Origin of the sequence: Shewanella carassii (assembly GCF_019670705.1) — a bacterium.
Classification (GTDB): domain Bacteria; phylum Pseudomonadota; class Gammaproteobacteria; order Enterobacterales; family Shewanellaceae; genus Shewanella; species Shewanella carassii.
Genome location: NZ_AP024618.1, coordinates 3,329,606 through 3,345,946, shown reverse-complemented (window position 1 = coordinate 3,345,946; position 16,341 = coordinate 3,329,606). Strand labels below are relative to the sequence as shown.

At 54.6% G+C, this 16,341-nt stretch carries 20 protein-coding genes; 14 read left to right on the top strand and 6 right to left on the bottom strand.

Features of this window, described 5'->3' with window-relative positions; all coding sequences use genetic code 11:
- Nucleotide 1: 1 nt before the first annotated feature.
- The 3 genes from K5621_RS15150 to K5621_RS15140 all read right to left on the bottom strand — a co-directional run bounded on the left by K5621_RS15150 (nt 2) and on the right by K5621_RS15140 (nt 2,387).
- Nucleotides 2-631: a DUF1294 domain-containing protein gene (locus tag K5621_RS15150; protein ID WP_221049658.1), complete on the bottom strand. Its 630-nt coding sequence runs from the start codon at nt 629-631 to the stop codon at nt 2-4.
- A complete protein-coding gene (locus K5621_RS15145) occupies nt 628-1,794 on the bottom strand; it encodes a DUF418 domain-containing protein (RefSeq protein ID WP_245003091.1) in 1,167 nt (388 codons plus the stop codon). The genes K5621_RS15150 and K5621_RS15145 overlap by 4 nt, the downstream gene beginning before the upstream one ends.
- 98 nt (nt 1,795-1,892) lie before the next feature.
- Nucleotides 1,893-2,387 (bottom strand): hotdog fold domain-containing protein, encoded by a 495-nt coding sequence (locus K5621_RS15140; RefSeq protein WP_221049657.1) that lies wholly within the window; start codon nt 2,385-2,387, stop codon nt 1,893-1,895.
- Between the two features lie 384 nt (nt 2,388-2,771).
- On the opposite strand from K5621_RS15140, the gene K5621_RS15135 reads away from it, so the two are divergent.
- The 13 genes from K5621_RS15135 to K5621_RS15075 all read left to right on the top strand — a co-directional run bounded on the left by K5621_RS15135 (nt 2,772) and on the right by K5621_RS15075 (nt 14,266).
- The gene (locus K5621_RS15135; protein ID WP_039034313.1) at nt 2,772-3,692 is read left to right on the top strand and encodes a polyprenyl-phosphate transporter; all 921 of its coding nucleotides are present in this window, start codon (nt 2,772-2,774) and stop codon (nt 3,690-3,692) included.
- Nucleotides 3,693-3,989: 297 nt separating this feature from the next.
- Nucleotides 3,990-4,946, top strand: coding sequence for a YbgA family protein (locus K5621_RS15130; protein ID WP_221049656.1), 957 nt, complete (start codon nt 3,990-3,992; stop codon nt 4,944-4,946).
- Nucleotides 4,936-5,907 carry a MerR family transcriptional regulator gene (locus tag K5621_RS15125; protein ID WP_221049655.1) on the top strand — a complete coding sequence of 324 codons (972 nt, stop codon included), beginning with the start codon at nt 4,936-4,938 and terminating at the stop codon, nt 5,905-5,907. The genes K5621_RS15130 and K5621_RS15125 overlap by 11 nt, the downstream gene beginning before the upstream one ends.
- Before the next feature lies 1 nt (nt 5,908).
- Nucleotides 5,909-7,408, top strand: a complete 1,500-nt coding sequence (phrB, locus tag K5621_RS15120) for a deoxyribodipyrimidine photo-lyase (RefSeq protein ID WP_221049654.1) — start codon at nt 5,909-5,911, stop codon at nt 7,406-7,408.
- 27 nt (nt 7,409-7,435) lie between these two features.
- Nucleotides 7,436-7,930 (top strand): nuclear transport factor 2 family protein, encoded by a 495-nt coding sequence (locus K5621_RS15115; RefSeq protein ID WP_221049653.1) that lies wholly within the window; start codon nt 7,436-7,438, stop codon nt 7,928-7,930.
- On the top strand, nt 7,927-8,676 hold the full coding sequence (locus K5621_RS15110) for an SDR family NAD(P)-dependent oxidoreductase (RefSeq protein WP_039034311.1): 750 nt from the start codon (nt 7,927-7,929) through the stop codon (nt 8,674-8,676). Before K5621_RS15115 ends, K5621_RS15110 begins: the two co-directional genes overlap by 4 nt.
- On the top strand, nt 8,673-9,944 hold the full coding sequence (locus tag K5621_RS15105; protein ID WP_221049652.1) for an NAD(P)/FAD-dependent oxidoreductase: 1,272 nt from the start codon (nt 8,673-8,675) through the stop codon (nt 9,942-9,944). Before K5621_RS15110 ends, K5621_RS15105 begins: the two co-directional genes overlap by 4 nt.
- On the top strand, nt 9,941-10,732 hold the full coding sequence (locus tag K5621_RS15100) for a DUF1365 domain-containing protein (protein WP_221049651.1): 792 nt from the start codon (nt 9,941-9,943) through the stop codon (nt 10,730-10,732). Before K5621_RS15105 ends, K5621_RS15100 begins: the two co-directional genes overlap by 4 nt.
- A gap of 53 nt (nt 10,733-10,785) precedes the next feature.
- On the top strand, nt 10,786-12,045 hold the full coding sequence (locus K5621_RS15095; RefSeq protein ID WP_101056848.1) for an SAM-dependent methyltransferase: 1,260 nt from the start codon (nt 10,786-10,788) through the stop codon (nt 12,043-12,045).
- 3 nt (nt 12,046-12,048) lie between these two features.
- Nucleotides 12,049-12,672: a DUF2878 domain-containing protein gene (locus tag K5621_RS15090; RefSeq protein WP_221049650.1), complete on the top strand. Its 624-nt coding sequence runs from the start codon at nt 12,049-12,051 to the stop codon at nt 12,670-12,672.
- 12 nt (nt 12,673-12,684) lie between these two features.
- Nucleotides 12,685-13,380: a chalcone isomerase family protein gene (locus tag K5621_RS15085; protein WP_221049649.1), complete on the top strand. Its 696-nt coding sequence runs from the start codon at nt 12,685-12,687 to the stop codon at nt 13,378-13,380.
- Complete coding sequence (locus tag K5621_RS15080; RefSeq protein WP_245003189.1) at nt 13,374-13,928, top strand: DUF3833 domain-containing protein; 555 nt, start codon at nt 13,374-13,376, stop codon at nt 13,926-13,928. Before K5621_RS15085 ends, K5621_RS15080 begins: the two co-directional genes overlap by 7 nt.
- A gap of 107 nt (nt 13,929-14,035) precedes the next feature.
- On the top strand, nt 14,036-14,266 hold the full coding sequence (locus K5621_RS15075; RefSeq protein ID WP_221049647.1) for a hypothetical protein: 231 nt from the start codon (nt 14,036-14,038) through the stop codon (nt 14,264-14,266).
- On the opposite strand, the gene K5621_RS15070 is transcribed toward K5621_RS15075, so the two are convergent.
- Nucleotides 14,267-14,608: a DUF3634 family protein gene (locus K5621_RS15070; RefSeq protein WP_221049646.1), complete on the bottom strand. Its 342-nt coding sequence runs from the start codon at nt 14,606-14,608 to the stop codon at nt 14,267-14,269.
- Between the two features lie 208 nt (nt 14,609-14,816).
- Between K5621_RS15070 and K5621_RS15065 the strand changes: the two genes are divergently transcribed.
- Nucleotides 14,817-14,999, top strand: coding sequence for a hypothetical protein (locus K5621_RS15065; protein ID WP_221049645.1), 183 nt, complete (start codon nt 14,817-14,819; stop codon nt 14,997-14,999).
- 129 nt (nt 15,000-15,128) lie between these two features.
- Here K5621_RS15065 and K5621_RS15060 read toward each other — a convergent pair whose 3' ends face one another.
- On the bottom strand, nt 15,129-15,851 hold the full coding sequence (locus tag K5621_RS15060) for a TorF family putative porin (protein ID WP_425332472.1): 723 nt from the start codon (nt 15,849-15,851) through the stop codon (nt 15,129-15,131).
- 119 nt (nt 15,852-15,970) lie between these two features.
- The gene (locus K5621_RS15055; RefSeq protein ID WP_221049643.1) at nt 15,971-16,333 is read right to left on the bottom strand and encodes a cupin domain-containing protein; all 363 of its coding nucleotides are present in this window, start codon (nt 16,331-16,333) and stop codon (nt 15,971-15,973) included.
- Between the last annotated feature and the right edge of the window lie 8 nt (nt 16,334-16,341).

Genomic DNA, 16,341 nt, shown 5'->3' with positions numbered 1-16,341 from the left:
GTTAAAAAGCTATTTCGGGCAGCCGTGCCAGCCATCCTAGCTTAAGAGCGGCGCCAAGCACCAACAGGTTGAGGCCGACACAGCACCAGAACAGGAGTCTGAAACTTGTTTTACTGGTCTTGTGGCGAAACTGATGGCGTGCCAGCAAAGCGCCGGGCCAACCACCGAGCAAACCGGTCAGTTGCAGGGTCGACTCCTTGGTGCGCCAGCGGCCAGTTTCGGCGGCCTTTTTATCACGGGCATAGAGCCAATAACAGAGAAGGCTCAGCAGCAGATACCAGACGGGCACCAAGAGCGGTAGCTTACCCAGTGCCACTAAAGCCAGTAGCAGCAGGGCAAACAGGGCGGTGAGCTTGCCGATGAAAGACTTGTGACTGCTGCGCTTATTCTGCTGACGCTGTTTTTGTTTGAGTCTGCCCCTGTCCTCGGGAAAGAAGGCCTGTTTTGCCTGACGCCGGCCCTGGTCATCCAGTGTGATGTCAAAGGTCAGCACGTCGCCCACTTGTGGCCTGCGACCGCTCAGGCTCAGTGACTTAATGTGCAGAAATACCCGTTCACTGCCGTCGTTGGGGCTGATAAACCCAAAGCCTTTATCGTCCTGCCAATGGCTGACTTTTCCTTTGTGCTTCATGTGTTTGACTCGTGAGTATTCATGGCGTTATTGATTGGCTTATTGCCAAAGGCCAGACGGCGCCAGAGCCATTCCAGCGGCCCTTGGTTGAAGAACCTAAGGTAGCAGCCGGCCAGTATTATCTGCACCAAGGCATAACCCAAGGCTATGGCCAGGTAGTCTATGCGCTCGAGTGTCAGCAGCAACTCGGGCGCTTGATAGCGAAACAGCCAGATCCCAAAACAGGACTGCAAAATATACAGGCTCAAGGGGATCCGGCCAACCGCCTGCAGGCGCATTTGCAGCCATGGCAGGCGTCGGCCGAACTTAACTAACAGATGCGCATAGACGATAGCCATGGGAATGGCGCTCAGCATGACCAGAATATCGGAAAGCATCACCAGTTTGGGGCGGGATTGCAGGCTGAGAATCGTGTCCGCCAGCGACAGCAGCATGCTCAGTGCCAGCAATTTCCCCAATTTGCCCTGGGGTAAACCTTGGTCAAACAGCCCGCGACGATACAGGCTGATCCCCAGCAGCATCACACCGCTGACAAACCACAGCAGAGTAAATGGCAGGGAAATCAGCATCAGCAAGGTCATAAACAGGTGCATCAGCAACTGCTCGCCATAGCTGCCGGTCCAGGCGCTGTATTGTTCATTGAAGAGGGCGTTGCCGCGGATCCAGGCTTCATCACCCGGCAGAAAGATCATCAGTCCATAGGCCAGGATGCCGATGGCGATAAAGAGCAGTGCCCGCCTTTGCTGGGCTTCAATCTCCAGGTTACGATAATGCCAGGCGAGGAGGCCGCAAATGCTATAGGTGAGCAGGATATCCCCCGGCCAGATAAACAGGCTGTGCAGCGCCCCAAAGAGCATCAGCCAGAGTAAGCGCGAGCGGATTAAGGGGAAGGGCTCCAATCCTCTGGCGAGGAAATTCTGTTGTTGAATATAGAGGCCGACACCGAAGAGCATGGAAAACAGGCTGAGGAAGCGCCCCTCCAGCAGAAAATTACTCAGGGTTTCGGTAATGGCATCGGTTAAATGAAACTCGGGAAAGGGCGCATAACCATATAAGGTGACGCCCATAAAACTGACATTGAGAAAGAATATCCCCAATACCGCCAGCCCTCTGACGGCATCGATATTGGGGTTGTGACTGATTTTGACCGGCTGTCCCTGCATCTTTTTCCTACTTACTCTTGAGTACCGTCTAAGGCTTCGATTAGCTGAGCCAAGTTAGCAATCAAACCCGAATCAGGGAAGTGCTGGCTTGTTTCAAATTATGATCCCTTCTCGGTCGCGTTTTTGGCCGGCTTGGCCGAGATCCAGAGCCTGATACTGCCCTTGACCACCAGGATATCATTGCTGTCATAGGCGAGCACCTCGACATCGAGATCCCCCGGCTGCCAGGCGTTGGCATCAACCTTGGCCACACAGCGGATATCGCTGCCGGCCTTGGCGGTGTAACCAAGCGTCATGCCCTTGGGGATCCAGCGCAGATGAGGTGGTATTGAAGCCTCGGCCATGACCCCCATCGCCATTTCCAGGCCGTTGCAGATGGCAATGACATGTACTGTACCTATGTGATTCTCCACTGCGCGGCGTTTACGCAGTAGGCATTCACAGTAGTTGGGCTCCAACTGAGTAATTATCGGCTTGATACTGCCAAAGTAGGGCGCCATCCGGCTGACCAGCAAGGAGAATATCTTATTGCCAAAGGGCAGGCGCCGGCATTTGTGATACAAGTTCAGGGTCGAATTGGCGGTTTTACTCATAGTGATTCCTTGTGGGTATTCCTTGTTGATGTTTTTTGTTGGTATAGGGTAATGTTTTTGTTGTTACTCTGGTCGGATGAGTGTGTATGCTGACGAGCGCTTTAGCAAGAGCCAAGAGGCAAGAGCTAAAAGGAAAGAGGCACGAGCAGAACCAAGAGCATTGGCTGAGATGATCGAGGGGCTCGCCAATCTGAGCTGAGGCTGAACAGATAGAATAAAAACGCGTGGCAGCAACTGGTGCCTGTGCTTAAATGGCGGTTTCTTCGGGAAGGTGCGAATGGGTGAACCTTTTGCAAGTGCAAGAATCACTTCCTTGGACAATCCAACTTCAATCAGGATTGGTATAATCCGCGAGAATTATCAAAACAGTAGTAAGGAAACCTAGTGAAATTTCTGTTGACCTACCTCAAGGGGCTGGCCATGGGGGCCGCCGATGTGGTGCCCGGCGTTTCCGGGGGAACCATAGCCTTTATTACCGGCATCTATGACACCCTGCTGGAAAGTATTCGCCGTATCAATCCCAGTCTTTGGGGCATTATACGCCGTGACGGCATCAAGGCGGCGTTTGCGCATATCAATGGCGCCTTTTTGTTGAGTCTGTTGGCGGGGATCCTCAGCAGTATTCTGAGCCTGGCCAAGCTTATTTCTTACCTGCTGGCACATCATCCTATTCCTGTATGGTCATTCTTTTTCGGGCTGATCCTGATCTCTGTGGTGCATATGCTGCGCCAGGTCAAGGGCGGTTTTTCACTGCCGCGACTATTGATATTCGCGTTGGGAGTGGCCTTTGCCTGGGGCATTACCGTGCTGAGCCCGGTCGAGTTGGAGGCCAGCTACTTTAATATTTTTGTTGGCGGTGCCATTGCCATTTGCGCCATGATACTGCCAGGGATATCCGGCAGCTTTATCCTCTTGCTGTTGGGGCTTTATCCAGCCGTGCTGGCGGCGGCCAAGAATATCCAGCTGGACATTCTCGGCTGTTTTGCTGTCGGCGCCGTGATAGGTATCCTGAGTTTCAGCCATCTGCTGTCGGCGTTGCTGCGGCGCTTTCACGATGCCACCCTTATCTTCCTTACCGGGCTTATGCTGGGAACGCTGGGCAAGATCTGGCCCTGGAAACAGACGCTGAGCTGGCGCACCAACTCCCATGGTGAGCAGGTACCCCTGGTGCAGCAAAACCTGTCTCCCTTTGGCTTTGAGCAACTGACACAGCAGCCGCATCAGTTGGGGTTGGCGCTCTTGTGTGCCGCCGCTGGAATTGGTCTGGTACTCCTGGTTGAGCGTCTGGGGGCTGGTAAGCAATAATTTCAGGCGTTAGTGCCCTGCAGTGAAAGATATCAATGACAGAAAACGGGAGCTCAAGGCTCCCGTTTTTTATCTCCCTTCGAATCTCTCTTAAATGCTTTTGCGTTACAGGTTTCATCCAAGATGGGTGCTACTTCGCCAGCAGACAGCTCAGGTTTTCTGAGCTCGACTCCTTTTAAGGTCTTGTATGACTTGCCCGGCAAGTCGATCCCTTTACTAAAAAATATTGTACAAAAACTTGATCCTTGTACAGGTGTGTGCCTTAATCTACTACAAGGTTATACAAGGAGTCTCAATATGTACAAGTTTGAGCCGCAGCAAATTCAACTGGGTATCAGTGCCTGCTTGTTGGGGCAGCAGGTGCGTTTTGACGGTGGTCATAAGAATTCTGTCTATTGCCAGCAGGAGCTTAGGCAGCATTTTGACTTTGTGCCAGTCTGTCCTGAGATGGCAATAGGCATGGGCGCGCCACGCAAGAGCATACGTCAGGTGCGCCGCGGTGATGAGATCCGGATCCAGAGCCGTGATGCCAGCCTGGATGTAACCGAGAGCCTGCAAAGTTTCAGTGAGCAAAAAGTCGCTGAGTTGGGGTTTTTAAGCGGTTATCTGCTTTGTGCCAAATCACCTACCTGCGGCATGGAACGGGTCACTGTCTACAAGGAAGGCGGCGATCAGGGGAATCGCAGTGGCATAGGTGTGTTCGCCAAGGCCCTGATGCAACGCTGGCCACAACTGCCGGTTGAAGAAGAGGGGCGCTTGAACGATTTGGTGATCAGGGAAAACTTTTTCACCCGGGTGTACGCCTTCCACGACTGGCAGTGTCTGCTGCACTCCGGCTTGAGCCTGCATAAATTGACCCAATTTCATGCCAGATACAAATACCTCTTGTTGGCGCACAGTCCGGCTCATTATCGCCAACTTGGCCCCTTGCTGGCTGAAGGTGGTGAAGACTTGCAGGAAACTGCCCGGCGTTACTTTGAAGGCTTTATGGAGGCGCTGAAAAATAAGGCCAGTCGCCGCAATCACACCAGCGCACTGCAACACATTCAGGGCTATTTCAAACAAAAACTGACCAAGGCACAGAAGGCTGAGCTTAGTCAGGCGATAGATGAATATCGTCAGGGGCTGCAACCTCTGTTGGTGCCGCTGACATTGATTAAACATTACTTGAGGGAGCATCCGCAGCCGTATATTGCGGCCCAGGTTTATCTCAACCCTCATCCACAGGAGTTAAAACTGCGTTATGCCTACTGATAACATTGCCAACCTTTCCATCGGCGAAGTCGCCAGACTGACCGGGGTGAATCCTGTCACCTTGCGCGCCTGGCAGCGACGGTTTGGACTGGTTATCCCGCAGCGCACCCCCAAGGGCCATAGACTCTACACTCAGGAGCAGGTGCAACAGATCCGTGAAATCCTCTCCTGGCTTGAGCAGGGCGTGGCCATCAGCAAGGTCAAGCCACTGCTCAGTGGTCAGACAGAAAAACAGCTGCAGCAAGAAAATGAAGACGACGACTGGCTGAAGTTCAGCAGCAGTCTCACCGAGGCGGCACTTTCTCTCAGCAGTGCCCGCTTTGGCCGCTTGCTGGATGAATTCAGTGCCCTCTATCCCATCGCCTTGTGTTGTCGGCGCCTGCGCCATTGGTTGCAAGTCTTGGACACCCAGCTCGATGAACGCCTCGACGGCGCATTTGTCCGCAGTTGGCTCGAAAGCCGCTTGGCTCACTATGTCGGCGCCCGCAGCGAGCAGTTGCTGCGCCAGAAACCCCGCTGGCAACTTCTTTATCTGCCGCTTGGCAAGCAGCCGGCCTGGAGTGAGATCTTGCTGCAACTGGAGCTTATCACCCGGGGTGTCAGCCTGCTGCCGCTCAATATGGAGGAGCCTTTGGAAGGCCAGGGGCTGCAACTCTTGGCACACAGGCTGCCGCTGCAAGGGCTCTTGTTGTTGCCACCTTCCCAGTTGCCAGGCAGCAGTGTCAAAGCCCTGTTCCAGTTGGCGAGCGCTTTGGATTATCCATTGATCTTGAGCGGGGATTATGTGGCGGCTCACGCCAATGCCTTTGAGCACTATGCCAAGGAACTGGCTGTGACTGAAAAAGGCGCCAACAAGAACCCGGAGCCCGTCAAGAATCCTGTGCTTTGCAGCAGCAATGCCGCCATATTGGCACTGCTGGGTCAGGCCGAGTTTGCCTCAAAACAACCGGAGGATAAGTAACATGTCCCAGTCCTTGCCCAATCATGTGCCTTCCAGTGAAAAGGCCTGTGTTGCCATCTGGTTTCGCAGCGATCTGCGCACTTCAGATAACCAGGCCCTGTGGCTGGCGTGCGAAGCGGCAAGGGCCCAAGGTCTGCCGCTGCGGGGTTTTTATATTGCGACTCCGGCCCAGTGGCAGCAGCACTCTGTTGGTCCCATGCAGCTGGATTTCATCGAGCGCAGCATCAATCAACTGCAACGGGCGTTGGCATCTTTGGGGATAGCTTTTGATTTGCTGCACTGTGACGATTTCTCTTGGGTGAATGTCACTGTCGAGGCGTATTGCCAACGCCTGGGCGTTAAGCAGATTTTTGCCGGGCGCGAGGTGGAGATTAACGAGCAGCGCCGGGATCAGGCGCTGGCGCAGCTTACCAGGACTATAGGGGTGGGCCTGCAGTTTACCGATGAGCACTGTCTGCTGCCGCCCGGCAGCGTCCGTACCCAAGGTGGCGAAATGTATCGGGTATTTACCCCTTTCTTTCGCCGCTGGCGTGAGCTGCTGGGAAGTGAGGCGATAATGCCGCTGCCGGTACCTGCGCCTCTGGCCCCGGCTTTACCCGAACCCGCAGAGCTGAGTTTTAAGGTCAGCAATCAAGGCAGTAAACAAGACAGCCACCTCTGGCCAGTGGGTGAAGGGGCGGCCAGGCAGCGCCTCGATAGCTTTATTGCCAACCAGCTTGCCGATTACGGCCAGGAGCGGGATTTCCCGGCGCTCGATGGCACCAGTTGCCTGTCGCCCTATCTGGCGTTTGGTATTCTCAGCCCGCGGCAATGTGTGGCGGCGCTGCTCAATCGCTTCCCCGAGGCTATGGCAGAGGACAATAGTCCGGGTCGCAGCTGGCTGGCTGAGCTGGCCTGGCGCGAGTTTTACCGCCATCTGCTGCATGCCTGGCCCCAGCTGTGTATGGGGCGCAACTTCAACTCACTCGGTGATGACATAGTCTGGCGGAACGACCCGCAAGAGTTTGCCGCCTGGTGCGAGGGCCGCACCGGTTTTCCGCTGGTGGATGCCGCCATGCGTCAGCTAAACCAGACTGGCTGGATGCACAATCGGCTGCGAATGGTGACCGCCAGCTTCCTCACCAAACACCTATTGGTGGACTGGCGCTGGGGCGAGCAGTATTTTCGGCGCACCCTGATCGATGGCGACCTGGCGGCCAATAACGGCGGCTGGCAGTGGTCTGCCGGCACCGGCTGTGATGCCCAGCCCTATTTCAGGATCTTCAACCCCATGAGCCAGAGTGAAAAGTTCGACCCTGACGCCAGTTTTATCCGCCGTTATCTGCCCGAACTGGCGCACTGGTCGCTTAAACAGATACACCATCCGGGCACAGCTGCATCGTCCCGCTTCACCGAGCCGAGTCTGTTTGCCACTGCGGCTTACCCGCCACCTATAGTCGAGCACAGCGCGGCGCGGCAAAGGGCGTTGAAGGCCCTGGCCGTGCTGAAAAAGTCTGCCTGAACTCAGTTCATTAGCCGAGGGATTATCATGACCAGCCACTCAGTCACTGCGGACATAGCACCCGCTTCACTGCCGACATCGCCGCAGTCTCAGGAGATTATTCAGGCATTTATTGCCTTGTATCAATCCCTGGGCCCTGAGCAATTGCCCACATTGCGCCAAAGGCTGCATGCCGTCTATGCGCCTGAGATCTGTTTTTGCGATCCCATGCACCGACTGGAGGGGCTTGAGCAACTGGAACAGTATTTTGCCGGTTTGTATCGCAACCTGACCGAAATCGCCTTTGAGATCACTGATGTCTTGCCCGCCGGAGACCAGGCCGCTATCAGTTGGCAGATGAAGTATTGCCACCCCAAATTGAACCGGGGGCAGAGCATCAGCGTCGATGGTATCAGCCTCATCAATTTTGGCGACAAAATCCATTACCACAGGGATTATCTGGATCTGGGGCAGATGCTCTATGAACAGTTGCCACTGCTGGGCTCAGTGGTGCGCATGGTCAAGGGCAGGGCAAGCCGATGAAGACGGTATTGATCACGGGGGCCAGCTCAGGCATAGGTGCCGAGCTTGCTAGACAATATGCCGCCGCCGGTTGGCGGGTCTTGGCCTGTGGCCGCAATGAACAAGCTCTGGCCGCCCTCGAAGGCTGCGAGCCTTTGAGGTTCGATGTCACGGACAGAGACTCGGTGCTGAAGCTGGGCAGCAAGCTCAAATTGGAGTTGGGCCAAGCCGACTGTGTGGATCTGCTGCTGCTCAATGCCGGTACCTGTGAGTACATAGATGAGGCTATGGCCTTTGACAGCGCCCTGTTTGAGCGGGTTATCCGCACCAATCTGTTGGCTGTGGGCTATTGCCTGGAAGCCTTTATGCCTTTGCTTGAGCGTGGCAGCCAACTGGCGCTGATGAGTTCAAGTGTTGTGATGCTGCCTTTCCCGAGGGCGGAGGCCTATGGTGCCTCCAAGGCCGGGATCAGTTACCTGGCGCAGAGCTTGCGGCTCGATCTGGCCCACAAGGGAATAGATGTCAGCGAAATTCGCCCGGGCTTTGTTAAAACGCCGCTCACCGACAAAAATGACTTCGCCATGCCGATGCGGATCTCCGCCGATAAAGCCGCCAACACCATCATCCAAGCCCTGGCCGCCAGACGGCGCCTGATTGCCTTTCCCGGGCGTTTTATCTGGTTGCTGACTCTGCTGAGCTGGCTGCCCCGCAGTTGGCTGGCCGCCGCCCTTGGTAAACCCTCTGCAAAAAACGGGAGCCCAGTATGACAGTTTCAACCGGCAATAAGCCGCGCATCGCCATAGTCGGTTCGGGGATCTCCTCGCTCACTTGTGGTTATCTGTTGTCACAGCAGTATGAGGTGACGTTGTTTGAAGCCGCCGATTATCTGGGTGGGCATACGGCCACTGTGGATGTTGAGCTTGACGGCAAACCCTACGCCATAGACACAGGGTTTATTGTGTTCAACGATCGCACTTATCCCAGGTTTCAGGCCTTGATGGCCCGGGTCGGTATCAAGGCGCTGGCGACCGAGATGAGCTTCTCGGTGCAAAACCTTGTCAGCGGTCTTGAATACAATGGCCATAGCCTGGCGACCCTGTTTGCGCAAAAGCGCAATCTGCTGAGTCCGACTTTTTGGGGGTTCCTGAGGGAGATTTTGGCCTTCAACAGCCGCTGCAAAGCCTTGTATCAAAGCGGTCGTTACCCGGCGGTGACGCTGGGGGAATTTCTCGACCAGCAGGGGTTCTCCGACTTCTTCTGTCAACACTACATTCTGCCGATGGGCGCCGCTATCTGGTCGTCCAGTATTCAGGATATGCGCGCCTTCTCGCTGCCTTTCTTTATCCGTTTCTTTGAACATCATGGACTGTTGGCCGTCAGCAATCGGCCGCAGTGGTATGTGCTCGAAGGCGGCTCCCGCAGTTATATTCCGGCGCTCAGCGCGCCCTTTGCCGAGCGGGTGCATCTCAACTCGCCTGTAGAACAAATCCGCCGCCAAGCGGGGAGCGTGCAGCTCAGAGTCAAGGATAGCTGGCATGAGTTCGATCAGGTGATCCTCGGCTGCCACAGCGATCAGGCGCTGGCCATGCTCGGTGACGCCAGTGAGCTGGAGCGGGAGATACTCTCCAGGCTTAAATACCAGGATAACCAGGTGACCTTGCATACAGACACCTCGTTGCTGCCGAAGCACCGCGCCGCCTGGGCCAGTTGGAATTATCGTCTCGATGGCGATGCCAGCCGTCCCGCCTGCGTGACCTACAACATGAATATTTTGCAGCGCCTGCCAAAGTCTGCGCCGGATTTTTTGGTGACCTTGAATCAGGATGAGGCGATAGCCAAGGACAAGGTGCTCAAACGCTTTGTCTATGCTCACCCGGTATTCAATGAACAGAGCCAGGCGGCGCAGCAACGCCGCAGCGAGATCTGCGGGCAAGACAGTATCCATTTTGTCGGCGCCTACTGGTACAACGGCTTTCATGAAGACGGGGTGCGCAGCGCCCTGGATGTTTGTGAAAGGTTCGGGGTAAGCCTATGAAACCTGAAACGGGTATCTACCTCGGCAGCGTCAGCCACTCTAGGCTAACGCCAGTAAGGCACTGTTTTCGCTATCCCTTTGCCTTGATGCTGCTGGACTTGGATGACTTGCCAAGGCTCTCATCCCTCAGCGGCTTGTTTGGTGAATCTCCTTGGTCAGTGCTGCGTTTTCGGCAGCAGGATTACCTCAAGGCGGCTGCAATATCGAATACTGCCTCATCGCTTAAACAGCGGGTACTGGATAAGGTGATTGCGCTCGGCGGCGAGGCCGGCTGCGACAGCGTGCTGTTCGCCGGGCAACTGCGCCACTTTGGGCTCTATTTCAGCCCGGTTAATTTTTTCTACTGCTTTCAAGGTGATGAATATAAATACCTGTTGGCAGAGGTGAGCAATACCCCCTGGAATGAGCGTCACTGTTATCTGGTGTCGGCCGAGGCGCCGGCGCTTGGCGACAAGTGCTTCCATGTATCGCCTTTTATGTCGCTGGATTATCGCTATCGCTGGCATATTCCGGCGCCGGCAGAGCGGCTCGACTTGCGGATCAGCAATCTGCCCGGCAAGGGAGATGAGGCAGAGGCTGCCCCCGAGTCGCAAAAGGTCAGCTTCGATGCGGTATTAAGCCTCAAACGCCGCCCCTTCAATGGTCGTGAACTCAGACGTTATCTGTGGGGCTTTCCCTTGATGAGCCTGAAAATTCTTTGGCTCATCTATTGGCAAGCGCTGCGTTTGTGGCTTAAGCGGGTGCCCTTTGTGCCTTACGAGCGCAGGCCTCAGGGCGGCACGGATTGATGCTAAAGGTTTGGAAATTTCCCCGAGTGTGACAGCAAACATTGGAGAATGAGATGGAAAACACAGTAGCCAAGAACAGACAGCAGCTGGCCGCCAGCGGCAAGAGCCTATGGGCCAGAGTCATGCAACAGGCCTTGAATGCCTTGGAGGGCGGTTGTCTTAAACTGCAACTGGGCAGTGAGCAGTGGACCTTCGGCCCGCTCGACACAGACCTGGTCGCCATAATTCGTATTCACGATGAGCGCTTTTTTCGCCAGGTGATTCTGGGCGGCTCTATCGGCGCCGGTGAAGCCTATATTCAGGGGCACTGGTCCAGTCCGGATGTTACCGCAGTGGTGCGGCTGTTTGCCCGTAATCTGCCGCTGCTGGATAAGATAGAGCAGCGGTTTTCCTGGTTTTCCAACACAGTTAGCCGGGTGAAACATCTGCTGCGCCGAAACTCAAAGGCCGGTTCAAAGCGCAATATTCTGGCGCACTATGATCTGGGCAACCCCTTGTATCAGGCATTTCTCGACCCTGAGCTGCTCTATTCAAGCGCCGTCTATCCCCATGAACAGGCGCAGTTGGATGAGGCGCAGCAGTATAAGCTGCAACTGATTTGCGAGCGGCTGGATCTGCAGCCCGGGATGAGTCTTTTGGAAATAGGTACCGGTTGGGGCGCCCTGGCTATCTATGCCGCCAAACACTATGACGTCAAGGTAACCACTACCACGATTTCCGATGCCCAGTACCAATATGCCAGTGAACGGGTTGCCGCCGAAGGACTGAGTGAGCGCATTACCCTGTTGCGGCAGGATTATCGCCAGCTCAGCGGCCAGTATGACCGTTTGGTTTCGATAGAGATGATAGAGGCAGTGGGCCACGATTATCTGCCGGGATTTTTTGCCGGCCTGGATGCCCTGCTCAAGCCGAGCGGCAAGCTGTTACTGCAGGCGATCACCATTAAAGATCAGCGCTATGACAGCTACCGCAAAGGGGTGGATTTTATTCAGCGCTATATTTTCCCCGGCGGTTGCCTGCCATCTGTCACCGAGATGACACGCCACTTGCAGCGGCAAACCTCCATGACCCTCTGGTCGTTGGATGATATTGGTCTCGACTATGCCCGCACCTTGAATGACTGGCATGCCAATTTCGATGACGCCAGAGAGCGGGTGCGTGAACTCGGTTATGGTGAAGATTTTGTGCGTATGTGGAAGTTTTACCTGAGTTACTGCGAAGGTGGTTTTCTTGAGCGCACCATAAGCACAGTGCAACTGACTGCGGTCAAGGACGGCTATCGTCCGCTGAGCTCAAGGCAAATTGCAGGTTAGGCCATGAAACTGTCATCGCCTTGGTTTTTTCTGCTGCTCAACGCCATCGTTTTCCAGTTGGGCTGGTGGTCTTTGATCCTGTTTGCCAATCAGGCGCTGGTGTTTGCTCTCTTGCTGCTTTGTACCCAGTTGCTGCTTGTCAATCCGGGCTACCGCTCCGCCCTCATGGCCGAGAATGCCCAGGATCAGCACAGCCAACTGGCAGCGCAAAGCGTAAAGCGTACCGGATACAATATGAAAGCATTCAACGCCGTACTGATACCTGCTGTCATTGGCATAGTTTTGGACGCCATGCTGCACCTTGGCGGAGTATTTGAGTTTGACAGCCCCTCGCGACTTTTACCCTTGTGGCTCTGCTGTCTTTGGGGGCATTTTGCCGCGACCTTGGGGGTGAGTCTGGCCTGGCTCAGGGACTTGCCCAGATGGCAGCAGGCACTCTTTGGGGCTGTGGGGGGCGCAGGCAGTTACCTGGCGGCATTCAGGTTGGAGGCCGTGGCTTGGCCCCTGGGGCAATCGGTTACTTTTAGCTTGTTGATAATCATCTGGTCGCTGCTGCTGCCACTGCTAAGTTATTGCAACCTCAAGCTTGAATGGGGCGCAAATCGCCCAACTACAGGATTTCTCTGACGGAGACCGGCAATGAAACGATTCATCAAGGGTGTAAACAAGGGAGCAAAGCAAGTCGGTAAGCTGCATAAAGCAGGCTTTGCCGGGCTGCTGATGATACTGCTTGGCCTGCCCACTCAGGGATGGGCCGACATTTTACAGATTCAAGCACAGACTCTCGTGCAGAAGACTCAAGTGCAGAGCCAAGAGCAGACACCTGAGCCCAAAGCTGCCCAGGTCGAGCCATCCAAGGCGGAGCTTGCCAGCTTTCGGGAAGTGGGCCGCGGTGAAATGGACTGGTGGTTTATGACCCTTTATCGGGCCAGGTTGCTGACGCCGGATGGTAGTTACCAGCCCAATAGCTTCCCGCAGCAGCTGGAAATTCAGTATTACCGGGATATTCCCGCCTCGCGACTCCTGGAGACCACCAAACACCAGTGGCTGCACCTGGGATACGACAGAGAGCAGATATCCGCCTGGTTGGCGCTGCTTGAAGGGCTCTGGCCGGATGTGGAGCAAGGGGATAGATTGAGCTTTGTGGCAAGCGGGCCGCAGCAGGGATATTTTCTGTTCAACGACAAGCCGTTAGCCGCGATTGTTATAGATGAGAGCGCTTCGAGCGAGCATAAGCGTTTTGCTGATGCCTTTTTGGCGATTTGGTTGTCAGAGCGCAGCAGTCGGCCGCAACTGAGAGCCCAGTTGATAGGAGAGCAGGCATGCAAATGTTAATCAGCAGGTTTATCAGTTTCACCAAGGTTTGGATGTTACTTCTGATGCTTGGACTGAGCGGTTGCGGCAGTGTCGATATTCATGACTATAGCGCCAGCGAACCTAAGTTGGATCTGCAGCAGTTCTTTAACGGGGAGCTGCAGGCTTCCGGTATGGTGCAAGATTACAGCGGCCAGGTGGTGCGCCGTTTCAATGTGCGGATGACGGGCAGTTGGCAGGGGAATCAAGGTGTGTTGCAGGAGTGGTTTGAGTATGACGATGGTGAGCTTGCCGAGCGAACCTGGCACATTACCAAGCTTGCCGATGGCCGCTACCAGGGCAGAGCCGCGGATATTCTGGGGGTGGCAGAAGCGCAAGCAGAGGGCTTTGCCCTGCGCTGGCGCTACGACATGCTGCTAAAGCTCGATAGCGGCGAGTATCAGGTGCATTTCGACGACTGGATGTATCAAACGGCGCCGGACACCATAATCAACCGTAGCGAGATCCGTAAATGGGGCCTGACGGTGGGGGAGGTGACTCTGGTGATCCGTAGGTTGGAAGACAAGTAACAGAGCTGGTCATTAATGGTACGCCATGACTAACGCTGAGCCTCAGCCTAAGTTAAGCTTAGCTCTGTTTTAATAACAACCGTCTCTCAACACAGGTTTAAATAACGATGAACAAAAAATCCGCTGTACTGCCTTGGATTTCAATGGGCTTACTGGCACTGGTATCGCTCGGCGGCTGCTCGAATGGTATCGATTTCAGTTTTGAAGCGCCCGAGGAGGAGCGGGTGAATCCCAATCTCCCCGCCGAAGATCCCATGGCACAGGATAACCAGAGGATCATAGATGATGCGCGCCGGGAAGGGAAAATCGATTCTCAAGTGTTCCCCGGACAGCGCTGATCAACCCAGTTGTTTGCTGTTGTCGCTCTGCTTGCGGTCATAGTATTCGAAGGGAAACAGGTTGCGCAGGCGCTGAATGTTGGCATCTCCGGCGTTGGCGCTGATATGCAGCCGCACTTCGCCGCAGCGCTCGGCGCGCACTGTGCAGGTGAGTTTCTCTTTCTTGACCAGGGCGCGGCATTCACGTTCAAACTTCTCCGGGATCTTTCCCTTGTGAGAGGTCATACGACCGTCCTTGAAATGCATTTCAAATATTGTCATTCCTTTCTTGTTACTGAAAACCAGTTTGTAGATAAGCACTAACGCCAGGGCGATAAAGAGTATTTTTAACATAGTGGCCATAGTGAGACTCCTTGTTTCAGCAAGAGTAAATACTGCTATCCAGATGTAATCTAATATCTTCAGTTATACCTGCAAGCGGCGGCGTTTGACAGTGCATCTAGGGCGGATTTTTGTGATAAGACTAGAAGGACTGGCAAATTGGCAAACCTTGATTATTATTTGTTCAGTAACGCCTGTTTTACCACAAACCAAGATCAAGGATGAAGCCATGTACCTTTCTAATGCCGAGCGCTGGGCGCAAATCTGTGACAGACAAGTGGAACTGATGGGAAAGCTCAGTGAGCAGTTTCCCGAGCGGCGAGAGCAACTGCAACATCTCACCCATAGCTGGCAAGACGTCAAACAGCAGGTGCGCCGGGGCGATACCCCCCACATACCGCCACTGCGTTGAGAACTGAATCAATTTATAAAACAGAGCCGCTCAGGGAGCGGCTCTGTTACTTTTGGTTGGTGGGAGGAAGATGGGGCTTGCCCGTGCAGGTCTGTCCTATGGCTTGCCTGGGCAGCGCAATTTTGCTGCTTAGAAAGCGTAACTGACACTCGCCAGCACAGTGTCGTCATTCTGGAAGGTGCCACTGCTTATCTCGGCATCCGAATCTATATCTGTGTCCAACCAGGCCAGAGACAGACCAAAACCGGCAATCTCAGTCGAGACACCTATGGAGTAATCCAGATATTTGCCCATATCGTCATCGGGCGCATCGCCGAAGTTGTAACCCAGGTGCAGATCCAGGCTCCAGTTTTCGGCAAACTCATAACTATAGTTCAGCTCGGCATAGTGGTAGTCCAGATCTGAACCCGCATAGTCATTGGTGTACCAGTAGGCAGCCCTAAAATCGCTGAACTCGAGGCCGAAAGAGATTTCGTTGTAGTCCTGAGAGACATTGTCGCCCGGGTACATATAGCGCAGCAGAGTAATGTCATAGGCCAGGTTGTCGTTGATTTCACCGGCGTAACCCAGGTAGACATCCAGTTCGAAATCGGCATCCACCTGCTCCTCTGTGGGAGTGCCGTCTTCATCGAATTCCACATTACTGGCCCAGGCCCCGACGAAGAAACCCGAGTCGTGACTCCAGTCCAGACTAGCTTGCACGGCAAAGTCACCGGCGGTTTGTGATACGCCTCTAAAGCGGTAGTCATTGGTCACGGCTATCTCGCCGCTGACTTCGGCCATGGCAGAGGTTGAGGTTATGGCGCCGCCAAGCAGCAGTGCCCATAGCAGAGGGTTGGTTCTTCTTATCACTGGGTTCACAAGCATTTCTCCCTTCTTTGGTTTGCCGGCCCCGTCCGGGAACATCCCGGCGCGACCTGGTTTATGCCAAACAACAGCAGCTATGCTGAGACCTCATGGCGGTTTTGTTTTTATCTGTTGGATTCAAACACCACATAGAGCTTGCGGCAGGGAACCGTTACTTGCCAGCTGCCGCGAAAACCGGCCGGGATAACAAACCTGTCGCCGGGGCCAACTTCGAGACGATTTCCCTGTTCATCGCTGATGACACTGTTACCCTCGAGGATTTCGCAATACTCGTGCTCAGTGTAGTTAACTTTCCAAGTGCCTGTTTCGCTTTGCCAAATTCCGGTATGAAACTGCTCACAGGGGCTGGAGTAATGGTTCTCCAGTCGTTGCAGAGGCGCGCCCTGCAGACGCTTTTCCTCGGTGATGGAGTATTCACTTACCTCGGGAGTATTGCGCGCCAGTACTCTGATATTGTTGATGTGCATCAGGCTCT